Origin of the sequence: Pedobacter jamesrossensis, assembly GCF_042650905.1 — a bacterium.
Taxonomy (GTDB): domain Bacteria; phylum Bacteroidota; class Bacteroidia; order Sphingobacteriales; family Sphingobacteriaceae; genus Pedobacter; species Pedobacter jamesrossensis.
Genome location: NZ_JBHSBY010000134.1, coordinates 33226 through 47396, shown reverse-complemented (window position 1 = coordinate 47396; position 14171 = coordinate 33226). Strand labels below are relative to the sequence as shown.

At 33.1% G+C, this 14171-nt stretch carries 12 protein-coding genes; 4 read left to right on the top strand and 8 right to left on the bottom strand.

The genetic code is table 11. The features are described 5' to 3' along the window. From ACFOUY_RS15600 to ACFOUY_RS15575, 6 genes are all read right to left on the bottom strand, one after another. Positions 1-462 carry a hypothetical protein gene (locus ACFOUY_RS15600; protein ID WP_378961949.1) on the bottom strand — a complete coding sequence of 154 codons (462 nt, stop codon included), beginning with the start codon at positions 460-462 and terminating at the stop codon, positions 1-3. Between the two features lie 4 nt (positions 463-466). Beyond that, on the bottom strand, positions 467-1393 hold the full coding sequence (locus ACFOUY_RS15595; protein WP_378961947.1) for a transporter family protein: 927 nt from the start codon (positions 1391-1393) through the stop codon (positions 467-469). A 13-nt stretch (positions 1394-1406) separates the two neighbouring features. Then, positions 1407-2417: a cytochrome-c peroxidase gene (locus ACFOUY_RS15590; RefSeq protein WP_378961946.1), complete on the bottom strand. Its 1011-nt coding sequence runs from the start codon at positions 2415-2417 to the stop codon at positions 1407-1409. Between the two features lie 28 nt (positions 2418-2445). Then, on the bottom strand, positions 2446-3216 hold the full coding sequence (locus tag ACFOUY_RS15585) for an MbnP family protein (RefSeq protein WP_378961944.1): 771 nt from the start codon (positions 3214-3216) through the stop codon (positions 2446-2448). A gap of 174 nt (positions 3217-3390) precedes the next feature. Continuing rightward, positions 3391-3705 (bottom strand): hypothetical protein, encoded by a 315-nt coding sequence (locus tag ACFOUY_RS15580; RefSeq protein WP_378961942.1) that lies wholly within the window; start codon positions 3703-3705, stop codon positions 3391-3393. 250 nt (positions 3706-3955) lie between these two features. Beyond that, on the bottom strand, positions 3956-4366 hold the full coding sequence (locus ACFOUY_RS15575; protein WP_378961940.1) for an organic hydroperoxide resistance protein: 411 nt from the start codon (positions 4364-4366) through the stop codon (positions 3956-3958). 325 nt (positions 4367-4691) lie between these two features. On the opposite strand from ACFOUY_RS15575, the gene ACFOUY_RS15570 reads away from it, so the two are divergent. The 3 genes from ACFOUY_RS15570 to ACFOUY_RS15560 all read left to right on the top strand — a co-directional run bounded on the left by ACFOUY_RS15570 (position 4692) and on the right by ACFOUY_RS15560 (position 8601). Next, the gene (locus ACFOUY_RS15570) at positions 4692-7076 is read left to right on the top strand and encodes a hypothetical protein (RefSeq protein ID WP_378961939.1); all 2385 of its coding nucleotides are present in this window, start codon (positions 4692-4694) and stop codon (positions 7074-7076) included. Next, the gene (locus ACFOUY_RS15565; RefSeq protein ID WP_378961938.1) at positions 7076-8071 is read left to right on the top strand and encodes a PorP/SprF family type IX secretion system membrane protein; all 996 of its coding nucleotides are present in this window, start codon (positions 7076-7078) and stop codon (positions 8069-8071) included. The genes ACFOUY_RS15570 and ACFOUY_RS15565 overlap by 1 nt, the downstream gene beginning before the upstream one ends. A gap of 92 nt (positions 8072-8163) precedes the next feature. Continuing rightward, positions 8164-8601, top strand: coding sequence for a hypothetical protein (locus ACFOUY_RS15560; RefSeq protein ID WP_378961936.1), 438 nt, complete (start codon positions 8164-8166; stop codon positions 8599-8601). Here the strand turns inward: ACFOUY_RS15560 and ACFOUY_RS15555 are convergent. Further along, positions 8598-10757, bottom strand: a complete 2160-nt coding sequence (locus ACFOUY_RS15555; protein WP_378961935.1) for an FUSC family protein — start codon at positions 10755-10757, stop codon at positions 8598-8600. The genes ACFOUY_RS15560 and ACFOUY_RS15555 overlap by 4 nt on opposite strands. A gap of 751 nt (positions 10758-11508) precedes the next feature. On the opposite strand from ACFOUY_RS15555, the gene ACFOUY_RS15550 reads away from it, so the two are divergent. Further along, complete coding sequence (locus ACFOUY_RS15550) at positions 11509-12861, top strand: PhoH family protein (protein ID WP_378961934.1); 1353 nt, start codon at positions 11509-11511, stop codon at positions 12859-12861. Here ACFOUY_RS15550 and ACFOUY_RS15545 read toward each other — a convergent pair. Next, entirely contained in the window at positions 12858-14069 is a 1212-nt protein-coding gene (locus ACFOUY_RS15545) for a TCR/Tet family MFS transporter (protein WP_378961932.1), read from the bottom strand. The two genes, ACFOUY_RS15550 and ACFOUY_RS15545, sit on opposite strands and share 4 nt — an antisense overlap. Positions 14070-14171: the final 102 nt, after the last annotated feature.

Here is a 14171-nt window from a genome sequence, read left to right as displayed (position 1 = left end):
TTAATGTTTATGATTAGACATTTCCATCTTTTCAGCTGAATTGATATTGTAAACTTTTAAAACAGAATCCGATTCACGAATCACTTTAATGTAACTGTCTTCAACTTCACGAATTTTAATCATTTGCGATTTGTAGTAATCTAAATCTTCTTTTTCGGTTTTTCCTTTGAAATCATCCTTAAAAAAGTGCATCCAATCCATCATGTTTTCATCTGCTTCATTTAACTTTTTAATTAAATTACTAATGTTTTGTTTTGATGAATCAGTTCTGCTTTTCAATTTCTCAGAAAGGAGTAGGGTATCTAACTTCATTCTATTTTTGACTACCTTTTCACCATCAATCATTAACTTATCATGGATATTTAAAACCTCTGTTTTAATGGTTTTTGCATCAGGCTCGGTTTTACATGCGCATAAAAACAATATTAGTGCGCTAAAAATTAATGTTATTTTCTTTTTCATCGATTTAAAAATTATAAGTTATACCAACATAAACTTTACCAGCACTCATAGGATGATCAGTTTTAGCTTCCCAGATATTTTTTTGCAAACCCATATTCAGTGCAATGTTTTTATAAAAAATATCCGCACCAATACCACCCATTAAGTTATTCATTACGTGTTCGCCAGTTTTTACACCGCTGTACTTTTCTCCGCCAGAATATTCATAAAAAAACTGTGCAGATGGCATTACTTGTACATCTTTTCCAATTCGTTGCGTGTAGAAAATATTTAGGAAACTGGTAGTGCTGTTTGCTATTCCCTCATCACGATTATTAGTTCCGTTTACTTTGTATGACGTATTTAAGCTTGCACCAAATTTGCCTAGGCCAACCATGTAGTTTAAGTAAACAAATCCGTCAGTACTTCCGGTTCCGGCTTGTTGTAAAGATGAATAGCGAATACCAGCACTATTTTTGAAATCGTTTTTTCCCGTCGGAAGTTTAATTCCTGCACCTGCTATAAGCTGCTGTTTAAAATTATCTTCTAATTTTTGAACTAAGTGATAACCAGCGTAAAGATTAATATCGCCAACTCCGCTTACAGTTGAGGTATAGCCATTATAGCGTTCGCTGTTTGAAACATAAGGCAATATTGCATTGATTTCTAATTTACTATTGATAAAATATTTCCCTCTAATTTCCATAGAACGATACAATTCATAATCATCAGGATTACCAGCATGCCCTGTTATTGGCGCATTCTGACTTCTTGCCGGGATGAAAAACTTTCCGCCACTTGGGAATATAGAATGTGATTGACCATCGTAACCATTAAATGAACGGTAACGATACAATACACTGACGCTATTTCGATTATAGTAAGGTGTAATGCCCATAAAACAACCACAAATATCGCAAGCAAAAACATTGCTGCTGATTAATAGAAGCACTATTATGAATAATTTACGATTCGCTATATAATGTATTTTTGATAAATTCATTGTCTGTTAATGTTTTTAAAAATGCTTTGATTTGAGTTCTTTCCGAACTGTTTAACTGGATTCCGTTTTTTAGTGTAGAATCTAAATTTTCAGGGGCTTTTACACCAGAATTGTAATGCTCTAAAACTTCGTCTAAATTGTAAAAACGGCCATCGTGCATATAAGGGCCAGTATATTCGATGTTGCGCAATGTGGGAACACGAAATTTCCCAAAATCGCTATGCACTCCTGTAATGTGCGAACGCCCTTCATCTATACTTACCAAATCCAAACCATTGCTACGATAAGAAAAGTCTGTAAAAAATGGTTCAGAATGGCAAGAAACACAGTTTGCTTTAAAAAGTGTGTAACCTGCTTGTTCTTCTGTTGAGAAAGAAATTCCGCCTTCTTTCCGCATGACTTTATCATATTTAGAATTACCTGAAACCAAAACGCCCATAAATTGAGTCAACGATTTTAAAAGCAACTGAGAATTGATTTCTGTAGAACCAAAAGCCTGCTTAAACATTTCAGGATAAGGTCCTGTACTTTTCAAAAATGCAATAATGCTTTCGATATTAGTTCCCATTTCACAGGCATCGGTAATGGCATTGAGTGGTGAAGTTTCGAGATTTTTAACACCTCCATCCCAAAAGAAAGCTTTTTGCCAAGCCAAATTAAAAAGGGGTGGAGCATTTCTTTTTCCCTGGCAATTATCTACACCGTGACTAACCTTATGGTCGAGATTGGCAAAAGCAGCAAATTGCTGATGGCAACTTCCGCACGAAACGCTTTTATCAGCCGATAAACGAGCATCATAAAATAGCTTTTTGCCTAAAGCAAAGCCCGCATTACTAAGTTTGTTTTCTTCGAAATTGTATGCTGGTGCAGGGAAGTTAGACGGAACTGAAAAAGTAATTAGCTTTTCTTCTGGTGTTATTTCATCTTCATTTTTACTGCAGGCATACATCAACGCAATGCTTAAAAAAAGCATTGCGAAGACGATTAATTTTCGCCACATATTAGTTGTGAATGTGGTCTAAACGGAATAAACCTTTTGCATAATTGTTAGCTACAATTACCGAATTGGCACCTCCCATTGTAAAATTTAAGCTCGCAAAACTGACGTCAGTTACACCAGTAAATAACGATGCTGCGTTTACTATAAAATGCATATCTGGTTTTGAATCCGTTCTAATTCTTAACGGATTAGCCGAATTAATTTCGGTAGAATAAGTTCTGATAGGGTTATTTGGGTCGATTACGCCACCAATATGAAAAGTTAACGCATTGTTAGCCGCTGTAGATTGAGGTGAAGTTCCTTCTAATTTCACAAAAATATAACCGCTGTTCCAAGTCCAGAACATTCCATTAATTGGGTCTAAAGCACCTGTTTGTGCACCAGCAAAGTTACGGGCATAATCTACTCCAATCGTATATTCTATTTTTGTGTAATCGCCTGTTGGAACATCATTTATTGTTATCAGTTTCGACGTAGGCTTAGATTCATCAATAAGGAAATAACTTTCTGGTATGAGATAAGTTGTTCCATCGGCTTTGCTTAATTTAACATTACTTACATAATATTTGAAGACATTAATTTTAAAATCTTCGCCTTTTGCATTTTTGTATGTTGTGGTATTTAACGCTAATGCCGCACCATTTACCTGATGTTCGAATTCTAAGGTAAAGCTAGATTTTGTGTCTGAGGCAATTTCGTCCGAGTCTTTTTTACATGATGATAAAAGTATAATAGGGCATAATAATGCCAATAAGTATTTTGATAATTTCATTTTAAGAAAAATTGAATAAGTAAGAAACTGATTATGGAATCACATTTCGTCAATTCACGAAATATGATAATACGCCCGTCATGCTGAATTTAGTTCAGCACCTTAGCTGCAAAAAAAAATAACATTAAAGACCCTGAAATAAATTCAGGGTGACGGTAGTAGAGTAAATTTTACTTAAGCCAATTTTGGCGGATGAAAAATTGAAATCGAAAGATCTTTGATAGGTTTTTCTAAATAACCACTTTCTGATTTGATAATGAAATAGGGAATATTATGATTGATGATTATAACTTGAAATTCTGGTTCAGCCTCAATAACTCTTTTTAAATTATCCTGAGTTTGTTTATTCTTGCCATCCAAATCCTTCAGCTTTTTAGCTAAGAAACATTGCCCATCGCAATGCAACTCCGGATGCGCTTTGTTAATACAAAATACAGAAGTAATATATTCCTTATTCATTTGATAACCCGAATACACAATCAACTGCATGTAGCAATTTGAAATTGTACAGATTACAAGAAAAAATATAAGGGTTCTTTTTAGCATTAGTATTTCGCTGCAAATGTACAAACGAAATCGAAAGTGGCAAATAAAAAAACTTGATTCTTGTTAAGAAACACTAATAGTATTTAGAGTATGAGAAAGGGCAGCCTTCAACAATTTATATTTTAAAAGAAAATATTCAAAATTTAATTCATTAAAAAAGCGGGTTATTTGAACCCGCTTTTTCGAACAAACTTTATATTGCTGTGATTCTAACGTCTATATTGCCTCTTGTAGCTTTAGAATACGGGCAAGCTTTATGTGCTTTTTCTGCCAGCGATTGAGCTTCTTCATGCGATATGCCTGGAATATGTACATCTAAATCGGCTGAAAGAACAAATGCATTTCCATCTTTATTAAATGAAACAATAACATTAACATTAGCTTCGCTAACATCCACTCCCTCACGCTCTGCAATGGAGCCTAAAGCACCTAAATAACACGGTCCCCAGGCTGCTGCAAACAACTGTTCAGGATTGGTAGCCCCGCCTTGACCACCTAATTCTTTTGGTTTTCTAATTTCTAAATCTAATTGACCATCACTTGATTTAATGTGTCCATCTCTTCCTCCGGTAGCTGTAACTTCAGCTGAATATAGCTTTTCCATAATTACTTGTATTGAAAAAGATTAACAGTAATTGGAATAAATTGTTTCAATAGGATGAAACTGCTCCTTAAAATGAATAATTTTCGTGTAAATATCTACTGCAGTTGTTATCACCATTTCTTTAATCAAAAATAGCATTTAAAAAATTGATTAACAGCAATTTAAATACTTAAATATCATGCTTTTTCTGGGGAAATGAATTGCTTTCGTGTAAAATTTAAACACTGTAGGAGTAAAGGATAATAGTCAAATAACATAAATCTATACTTTTACTTAGTAAACTATTTTAAAATCATTCCCTAAATTGATTTATAAATTAACTCTGATGCTAATTGTGGCAAGTATTGCTATGACATCAAACTTAAAAGCTCAATTGTGTCCTGAAAATATTGGTTTTGAAAACGGCACTTTCAAGAACTGGAAGACTTATACCGGCAGCATAACTACCTCAGGAATAAATTTAATCGAAACTACTTCGCCAGTTTCAGGAAGGCATACTCTGCAGAATAATAAAGCTGTTATAGATGAATACGGCAAATTTACAATTGTGCCAAAAAACGGCGGTAATTACATAGTTAAACTTGGTAATAATGGCACTGGTAGTCAGGCTGAAGCAATTTCCTATTTAATTAACATCCCTTCTAACAGACCCGAATTTACTTTAACTTATCAATATGCTGTAGTATTTGAAGATCCAAATCATCAAGTTATAGAACAACCACGTTTTACCGCTAAGGTAAAAGATTTAGAGACAGGTCTATATATTCCTTGTGCCTCTTTCGATTATATTGCAACATCTACACTACCAGGTTTTAAAAAATCACAAATTAGCAGTACCGTAATTTATAAAGAATGGACACCTGTAACCATAAATTTATCTGGTTACCAAGGCAAACAAGTTTTATTAGAATTTATAACCGGAGATTGTACTTTAGGTGGGCATTTTGGTTACGCATATGTGGATGTAAATAATCTTTGTGGCGATTTAATTGTTGGTAATACCTATTGCAAAAGCTCAGAAGAGCTAAATGTTTCGGGGCCAAGTGGTTTTCAAACTTACAATTGGTATAATGGAGATAGAACTATTAAATATGGAACCGGGCAAGCTGTTAAAATTAAACCAACGCCACCAGATGGAACAAAAATTATTCTTGATTTAATTCCTTTTACAGGCTTCGGCTGTCCGAGTACATTAAGTGCTACTGTAATGGCTGTAGATTATCAGCTACAGCTCTTACCAAAGAACACAGTATGCAAGGGTACGCCAGTAGACTTAACATCTGATGATTATGTACTCAATAGAAATGCCGATTTTAGCTATTTTGCTTTTGAAGATAAAGATTTAACCATGCCAATTACAGGAATGGCTAAGATCAATACAAATAAAACCTATTATGTAAAAGCTACAAACTATAAAGGCTGTGAGAGCGTGAGTATTATTGATATGTCGATATTTGACATTGCAAATTTTGTTGTAAAAAACCCTGCACAAGTTTGTTATACCCAAACAGTAGATATTACACAAAATGATATATATGTTGGCGATTTGACGGATATAACCAAGTCATATTTTGCAGATTCGCTAGCAACGAAAGTACTATCTAACCCAAATAGAATTAATACCAGCGGAAGATTTTACACGAAACTAAGCAATAGTTTAGGATGTGTTAAAATTTTGCCGATTGATGTTGTTGTAAATAAGAAACCGACTTTAAAAATAACAAATCCTAAAAGTGTTTGCTATCCTGAAAAAGTAGATATTACAGCAGCTGCTAATTTTGCAGGTAGCGATAGCGATTTAGCATACGAATTTTATTCAGATTCATCATTAGAACTGAAAATACCTGACCCAACAAAAATTGAGAAAACAGGTACTTACTACATTAAGGCAACAAATGCTTTAGGTTGTATTGTTACCGATAAAATTAACGTTGTTGTAAGCGATTTGCCAATATTGGTTTTAAAAGATCCTTTACCAGTTTGTTACCCCTCAACTGTTGATATAACAGATTTAACACTATACTCGGGCACAACAGCAAACGTAACTTACTCATATTATACCGATATTAATTTAAGCAATAAACTTCTTCAACCTTCGCAAGTAGCTAAAACAGGTATTTATTATGTTAAAATTACCAATGAAAATGGTTGTTTTGTGTCTAACAAGATTAGTGTTACCATTAATCCCTTGCCAGTAATTGTATTAAATAAGCCTAAACCAATTTTCGATTACGACTATATTGACTTAACCTCACCAGAGGTAGTAAAAGGAAGTACGGGTTATCTTAAGATTCGCTATTATTTAGATGATGCACTTACAAAACAAGTACCAGATGCAACCAAAGTTAACAAGGCCGGAATTTATTATATTTCATTAGAAAGCGAAAATGGATGTACCATTACTGCATCATTAGAATTAACCATTTTACCAGCACCCAAGATAATTGTGCCAACTGCCTTTACGCCACAAAAATCTACCAATAATCTACTTTATCCATTTTATACTAGTATACAAAAACTTAACAGCTTCAAAGTTTACAACAAGTGGGGTATTTTAGTTTATCAAACTGATAGTATGCTATCAACTGGGTGGGATGGACAATTTAAAAGTAAAATGCAGCCAATGGAAACTTTCTCTTGGTTTGCAGAAGGTTTAGATACTTTAGGTGGGAAATTTCAATCAAAAGGTAAAACGATATTAATATTATAATGTACAAAAAACTAGCTTTTTTCATTTTGTGCTTTATAACGACATACTGTTCAGCACAAGATCCTAAATTTTCGCAATATTTTGCTGCGCCATTAACTTTAAATCCAGCATTTACTGGTTTTTTTGATGGAGATTACCGTATTGCATTAAATACAAGGCAGCAATGGGGTAATTTAGGCGACCCATACAATACTTACAGTATTTCAGGAGATGTAAAATTAATTGCGGATGAAAATTTCACGAATAGTGTAATTTCTATTGGTTTAAGTGGGCTTTTTGATGAATCATTTAATAAAGCACTAAAATCACAATACATTAGTGCTAGTGCTTCATATTATCAATATTTAGATGCTCATCATCGTTTTAAATTCGGCTTGGCTCCACAAATCTCTTATGTTTCACGATTTTTAGATTACAACAAATTAACTTTTGCATCTCAATATAATGGGAGCGGTTTCGATTCTTCGATGCCAAACTATCTTAATTTAGAAAATGATAAAACATCTTATTTTGATTTAAATGTGGGTGCAAATTTTTCTGCAACTTTCGAGAGATTTAGTGTTGTGGCTGGTTATGCACAATATCACCTCACAAAACCCGTAGAAACACTTCTCGGAACAAATAAAGATGCTTTGCCTTCTCGCAAAACAGTAAACTTTGGCATGCTTTATTTATTAAGCAACTATGTTGATTTAAATTTTACCGCCATATACAATAAGCAAGGAAACATCAATGATAAATTAGCAGGAGCAGTTGTCGGTTTTAAACCTAACGAACAAACTAAAATTAAATTAAATGCTGGCTTGTGGTATAAATTTAATGAATCATCTTACTATCCATATTTAGGAATTGGATTTGGAAACATCAGTGCTGGTGTAAATTACACAGTTTATGGTAGCCGAGTTTTAAGTTCAACGCCAAGAACTTACGAGATTTCATTAATCTACAGACATAATAACTTTAAAGGATTCAAAGTCCCTTGTCCTAAATTTTAAAAATATGAAATAGCCATGTGCCGAAACGCATAAACACAAATGAAGATACATGGCGTATTCCATATGACATTTTAAAACAATATTATCTACATATGAAAACATCCATAATCATATTCTTTTTCGTTGCGCTATCTACATTGTGTTCAGCACAAAAACCAAAACAAAGTTTAGATTATCAATACTATCGCACTGATAAATCGTATTACGCTTTCGAACTTTATAAAGATTCTTCATCAGAAGATGATAAACTGATGTTAAATTTTGTTTCAAATGAAACTTATAAAAAGATTGATAACATTTATTTCAGAGAAGGAAAGACAGAAATTAAAGTAAAGTTTAAAGCCAGAGAAGAAGTAGTAAGTTCTGATAACCCTGAATTGAAATTTTACCCAATAATTTTCAGCTCTAAAGAATTAGAAAATAAAAAAATAGGGTGCAATGCCCATATTGTTTTCAAATTAGATAATGGTTCTATTTTAACATTACCATTTAGTATTTGCACAATAACTGAACAATTGCAGAAGAATTAAATCTTTATTTTAACGGTAAGCTTATATAAATCGTAAGCCACTTTCTGTATTAAATCGAATTGTTCAGGTATTAAATCTTCTCCCGATTTCATACTCAAACCAGTATTATTTAATCTTATTAAGGGAACATTATCTATAGTATTTTGTCCTTTTTGCAAATTTTCTACCGAAGTATCTAGTAAATAAGTTGTGTTGCTTGCTATCGGTTTTAGTGCATCGAAATTTTCGAAGTGAAAATCGTGCTCCTTATTATAAAGTGATAATGTTGCTATGTAAGAGGAAAGTAAATGACTCAATGCTGTAAATTGATGTACTTCTTTAATAAATAGTTGCTTACTCTTAGGTTCAGAAAACATTCTTTGAAATAATGAGGCAAGATTAGCGGTACTAACATAAACTTCCTTTCGGGCTAATTTATAATCTGTTCTGTTATAATTCTTTTCGAAATAAAGCTTGCATATTTGCTCAAAATAAGCTTTGTTGGCGATGAGCATGTTCAACATTGCTTCTTTTAATTTATCACGTTCCCAGGTTGGAAACAAAGAATAACTTGCTAAAAGCGCAATTCCAGAGCCGATAAAGGTATCGTAAATCCTTTCTCTTGCAAGTGCCAGAGATCCCATTCCTAAGAAATCGAATAAAATCAGGATGTAGGGTGTCATGAACAAAACACTTACTACATAATTTTTCCGCTGAAAACTATAACACCCAATCATACAGATGAGAAGAATTGCAAATAATGTATTTTTATCATGAATGTATGTTAAAACAGCCATACCTACAAAAGCCCCAATTGTTGTACCTATCAATCGTTGATAATTCCTTTGTTTTGTTAAGCTAAACCCAGGTTTAGAGATAACCAAAATGGTTAACAGTATCCAATAACTATGAGAAAAATCAAGAACCTGCGAAACCACATACCCTAAAAGCATTACAACAGTAACCCTTAAAGAGTGCCTAAAAGTTGAAGAACTGTAAGTTAAATTTTCGGTAAAAAGATTAAAATCAAATTTCTGACGGGTAATAAATTTCTCTGTATCAACTTCAGCTTTGCTGATATCTTTACTATTTCTAAGTTTAAAGTAGTTGTTTATTGTTTTAACTCGCCCAAGAATATTTTCAATATTAACTTCAATGTTTTTTAAAGCAATTATACCCGAAGTGCTGAATTGATTGTTATTGTTATTCTTTTCAAAATTATTTATCTTGATTTTCAATCTTTCAATTTCAATCAACAATCTTTTTGAAATTACAGGTTTGCCACCACTTTTTAGTGCGAAGGAAATATCGTCTAAAGCATAAGAAATACGTTTTATAGCCATTTCGTAATCTGGCAATATGCCGGCAGAGTCAAATTGCTCATGTAGTTGTTTGTAATTGTAATAGGTAGACATAACCTGTTCAAACAAATCGACCATATCAACAAAAACCAGCATTAAAAACCTACCTTCAGGTGTAGAATCTCTTATAATTTCACGGGTTCTAAATAGTAATTCTCTAACTGCATCCTGTTTTTCGTGAACTGAAACCTGAAGTTGGAGCAAATCAGCATAAGTTTTGTCGTAATTATTATTATGATGATAAAATTTAGCTTTTTCTCTGAGAAACTCTGCAACTTCTAGAATAGAATCGCTAAGTGATTGCTGAACCAAGCGATACGGGCGTAACCTATAAACGAAATAGCTTAATCCGGTGTACCATAAACTTCCGGCCAAAACCATTAAAGAGTGAATTATTACTTCTTGCCAAGGCCTTATATCATCAATACTTAAAACCATTATCAATAAGGTAGCGGTACCGATAGATGCAGCTCTTATTCCATATATGTAGAACATCGAAAAGATGAAACTAGATACAACAAGAAGGAAACCTATGAAATAGTGGCTTTTATTTGTTAATCCTGTCAGGATAGAAAAAATGAATATTAATGCTGCTGTAACCAGCATTGCATTGCGGCGATGAACCATAGGGCCGGGGCTATCTACCACGCTCACACATAGTGCGCCGAGCGAAAGTGTCATTCCGTATTTAAGCAATCCAAATTGTGCAAATATTAAAGAAGGCAACAATACCCCAATAGTAATTCGTAACCCATCTGCAAAATATGTGCTGAGTAAAAAATCCTGAACATTTCTGATGGGTTGCCTTATCTGCATACTACAAAAATAACATAATACGAATGCTTTTGTTGTACGATTTTGTTTAAGTTTTTAGAAGATTTACAAAATTTAAGCAGAAAATTTGTTTCTCTTAGCTAGATTAATCTTATCTAATTGTTAATAAGCCAGTTAAAGTGAAATGTTGATAAAGTTTAATAAACCGCATTTTTATAACTTGACACAATATTTAAGTTACTTTAGCATGTTAATAATACTGACTTTCAGGTTAATAACTTTGTTTATAAAAACAATTATTTTTTTATTGACGAGTATGCTTTTTCATCCTATATTAGAATATATCAAATACGGAGTAATTTGAAAGTCTGACGAGAGAATCCAAAAGAAAAACAGAACTGAAAGGGAAAGTTTTTCGGATTAACTTCAAAGAATATGATTGTTTTTTAAGAGGGTTAAACTAATTAAGAATATGAATGAAGAAATCGAAAGATTGAAGCATCAGAAAATCAAAAGGCTTAAGCAGACATTATTGAAAATAGCATTGTTTTACGGAATATCGCTATCGGAAATAATTTCTTAACGAGTTACAGAAGTTTGCAAAAACCAAGTAAAAACGAAGAAATTCAATTCACATGTATTAGGTGCTTTAGTATCAATCACGGTTGTTATTAAGGTTAAAACGGGGAACTGAATCGCAAGAAGAAGAACCCCGTTTTTATTTTGTCTCAGTTTTAAATTACAACACCAATTAGATTTAGGCTTTATCTGTTTAAAATATTAAATTTACAGAATGTCTAAAAAGGTTAAATCAGCTTCTCTTGCATCAAAAAAGATTTTCGTTTTAGATACTTCTGTTATTCTTTACGACCATGATGCAATAAATAACTTTCATGAGCATGATGTTGCTATCCCAATTCAGGTTTTAGAAGAGTTAGATAATTTTAAAAGTGGCAACGATACCCGAAACTTTGAGGCCAGAAGTTTCATCAGACTTATCGATCAAGCCTCAAAACAAGAATTAATTAGCAATTGGGTTCCACTAAAAAAGCCTAACTCAGGCATGTTCAAAGTGGTTTTAAATGAAAGTCCGCTAAAAATTAATGCAGAAGATATCTTCGGAAAAGGCAAAACAGACCATAAAATTTTAAATGCAGCATTAAGTTTAAAGGATGAAAATCCTGATAAAAAAGTTGTTTTAGTATCTAAAGATATTTGCCTTCGCTTAAAAGCAAAAGCCCTCGATTTAAATGCTGAAGATTATGAAACTGGTAAAATTAAAAACGTTGATGAACTTTACGTAGGTAAAACCGAAATAGCCAATTTCGATGAGCAAATTATCGATAAAGTAAAAAAAGAAACGGTTGTTGATGTTACAGAATCCAGTCTACCCGCTAGAACAGGTAACCATTTTTATATTTTAAAGAATAAGCGAAAAACTGCAAACGTATTTTATAACCATAGCTTAAAAACAATTTCTTCGGTTTCTAGCGATGCCATTTTTAAAATAAAACCTAAAAACATAGAACAAGCATTTGCAATTAATGCTCTGTTAGATCCGAATATTAAATTAGTTAGCATACAAGGAAATGCAGGGACTGGTAAAACACTTTTAGCTTTGGCCAGTGCACTCCAACAACGTAGAGATTTTAGGCAGATTTATGTAACCCGACCTATTGTTTCGTTAAGTAATAAAGATATTGGCTTTTTACCTGGTGATGCAAAATCTAAAATAGATCCTTTTATGGCACCTATTTGGGATAATTTGAGATTCATTAAGGAACAATTTGCTGGTGATGAAAAAATGACCGCTAAAATTGATGAATTAATTGCAACCGAAAAAATAGCAATTGCGCCTTTAGCTTTTATAAGAGGTAGAACGTTAACTAAAATATTTTTTATTATCGATGAGGCACAAAATTTAACCCCTCACGAAGTGAAAACCATTATTTCCAGAGCGGGAGAGCATACTAAAATAGTTTTTACAGGAGATATTTACCAAATTGATACACCATATTTAGACTCCGAAAGCAATGGACTATCTTATTTGATTGAAAATGCTAAAAACCATCCGCTTTATGCACATATTACTTTGCATAAAGGAGAGCGTAGTGAATTGGCAAATTTGGCAAACGAATTGCTTTAATGATACTTTCGTAAAGCTCTTATTGCAATAAACAATCCTATCAATGTTAAAAATGCACTTAAAATAAATGGTGCTCCAGGAAAATAAAAAGGAGTTCCTTTTTCAATAAAATAAACAAAAATATGGCTGGCTAAGAATGGCCCAATTATCGCAGCCAAGCTTTGCAAACTTGTGGTAATTCCTTGTATTTCTCCCTGGGCATTTTCGGGTACTTGGTTGGAAATAATGCTTTGCATTGCCGGTCCACCAATTCCGGCTAGACAATATGGTATGATAAACAACATCATCATTAATCCATTTGCGGCAAAAGCAAAACAGATAAAACCAATTACATATAACATTAAGCCAAAGTAAATTGCTTTTCTATTTCCAATTTTAGGAATAATAAATCTAATTAAGCCACCTTGTACAATTGCAACCATAATACCAACAACAGCTAATGAATAACCAATCATTGTCGGTGTCCATTTAAATTTCTCGATTACATAATAAGACCAGTTAGATTGTACTGAGTGACTGGCAATATAAAGTAATAGCAATGTAGCTAACAAGCCCAAAATTGCGGGGTATTTAGATGCATTCATAAAAGAACCAACCGGATTAGCACGTTTCCATGAAAAATCTCTACGTTTTTCTTTTGATAAAGATTCGGGTAAAATGAAATAACCATAAAGCCAGTTTAGAAGAGATAAACCTGCAGCTACCATAAATGGAACTCTCAAACCAAACTGACTTAATAATCCACCACCAACTGAACCTAGAATAAAACCCAGGCCAAACGCTGCACCGACTAATCCAAAATTTTGTGCTTTCTTTTCAGGGGTAGATATATCGGCAATATAAGCCATGCCAGTTGTAAAACTCGCACCAGTTATTCCTGCTATAATTCGTCCGATAAAAAACCAAAATATAGATGGAGCAAAGGAGAGGAGCAAGTAATCCATTCCTAAACCAAATAGCGAAAATAATAATATTGGTCTTCTTCCATACTTATCGCTTAAACCTCCTAAAATGGGTGAAAAAATAAACTGTGGTAATGCGAAAGCAACCATTAGGTAACCTCCATAATCTGCAGCAACACTTGTACTTCCACCAGTAAATTCTTTAATCAGGTTGGGCAACACGGGTATTATAATTCCGAATCCTGTACAATCAATTAAAAGCGTAATCATTATGAAGATCATCGCAGATTTTTTTTCCTTGGCCATAATGTAGATTGGGTTACTCAGCAAAAATAGAACTAATTAGGTAAATTGTTTTGGTACTTAACAATCATTTCAATTTATCATTTTTAGAAAACGCGGCAAAAG

Coding starts and splice junctions, on each gene's coding strand:
- ACFOUY_RS15560 (WP_378961936.1), top strand. CDS start 8,164: ATGAAAACATCCATAATCATATTCTTTTTCGTTGCGCTATCTACATTG.
- ACFOUY_RS15550 (WP_378961934.1), top strand. CDS start 11,509: ATGTCTAAAAAGGTTAAATCAGCTTCTCTTGCATCAAAAAAGATTTTC.
- ACFOUY_RS15590 (WP_378961946.1), bottom strand. CDS start 2,417: ATGCTTTTTTTAAGCATTGCGTTGATGTATGCCTGCAGTAAAAATGAA.
- ACFOUY_RS15580 (WP_378961942.1), bottom strand. CDS start 3,705: ATGCAGTTGATTGTGTATTCGGGTTATCAAATGAATAAGGAATATATT.
- ACFOUY_RS15545 (WP_378961932.1), bottom strand. CDS start 14,069: ATGGCCAAGGAAAAAAAATCTGCGATGATCTTCATAATGATTACGCTT.
- ACFOUY_RS15585 (WP_378961944.1), bottom strand. CDS start 3,216: ATGAAATTATCAAAATACTTATTGGCATTATTATGCCCTATTATACTT.
- ACFOUY_RS15570 (WP_378961939.1), top strand. CDS start 4,692: ATGCTAATTGTGGCAAGTATTGCTATGACATCAAACTTAAAAGCTCAA.
- ACFOUY_RS15555 (WP_378961935.1), bottom strand. CDS start 10,757: ATGCAGATAAGGCAACCCATCAGAAATGTTCAGGATTTTTTACTCAGC.
- ACFOUY_RS15600 (WP_378961949.1), bottom strand. CDS start 462: ATGAAAAAGAAAATAACATTAATTTTTAGCGCACTAATATTGTTTTTA.
- ACFOUY_RS15575 (WP_378961940.1), bottom strand. CDS start 4,366: ATGGAAAAGCTATATTCAGCTGAAGTTACAGCTACCGGAGGAAGAGAT.
- ACFOUY_RS15565 (WP_378961938.1), top strand. CDS start 7,076: ATGTACAAAAAACTAGCTTTTTTCATTTTGTGCTTTATAACGACATAC.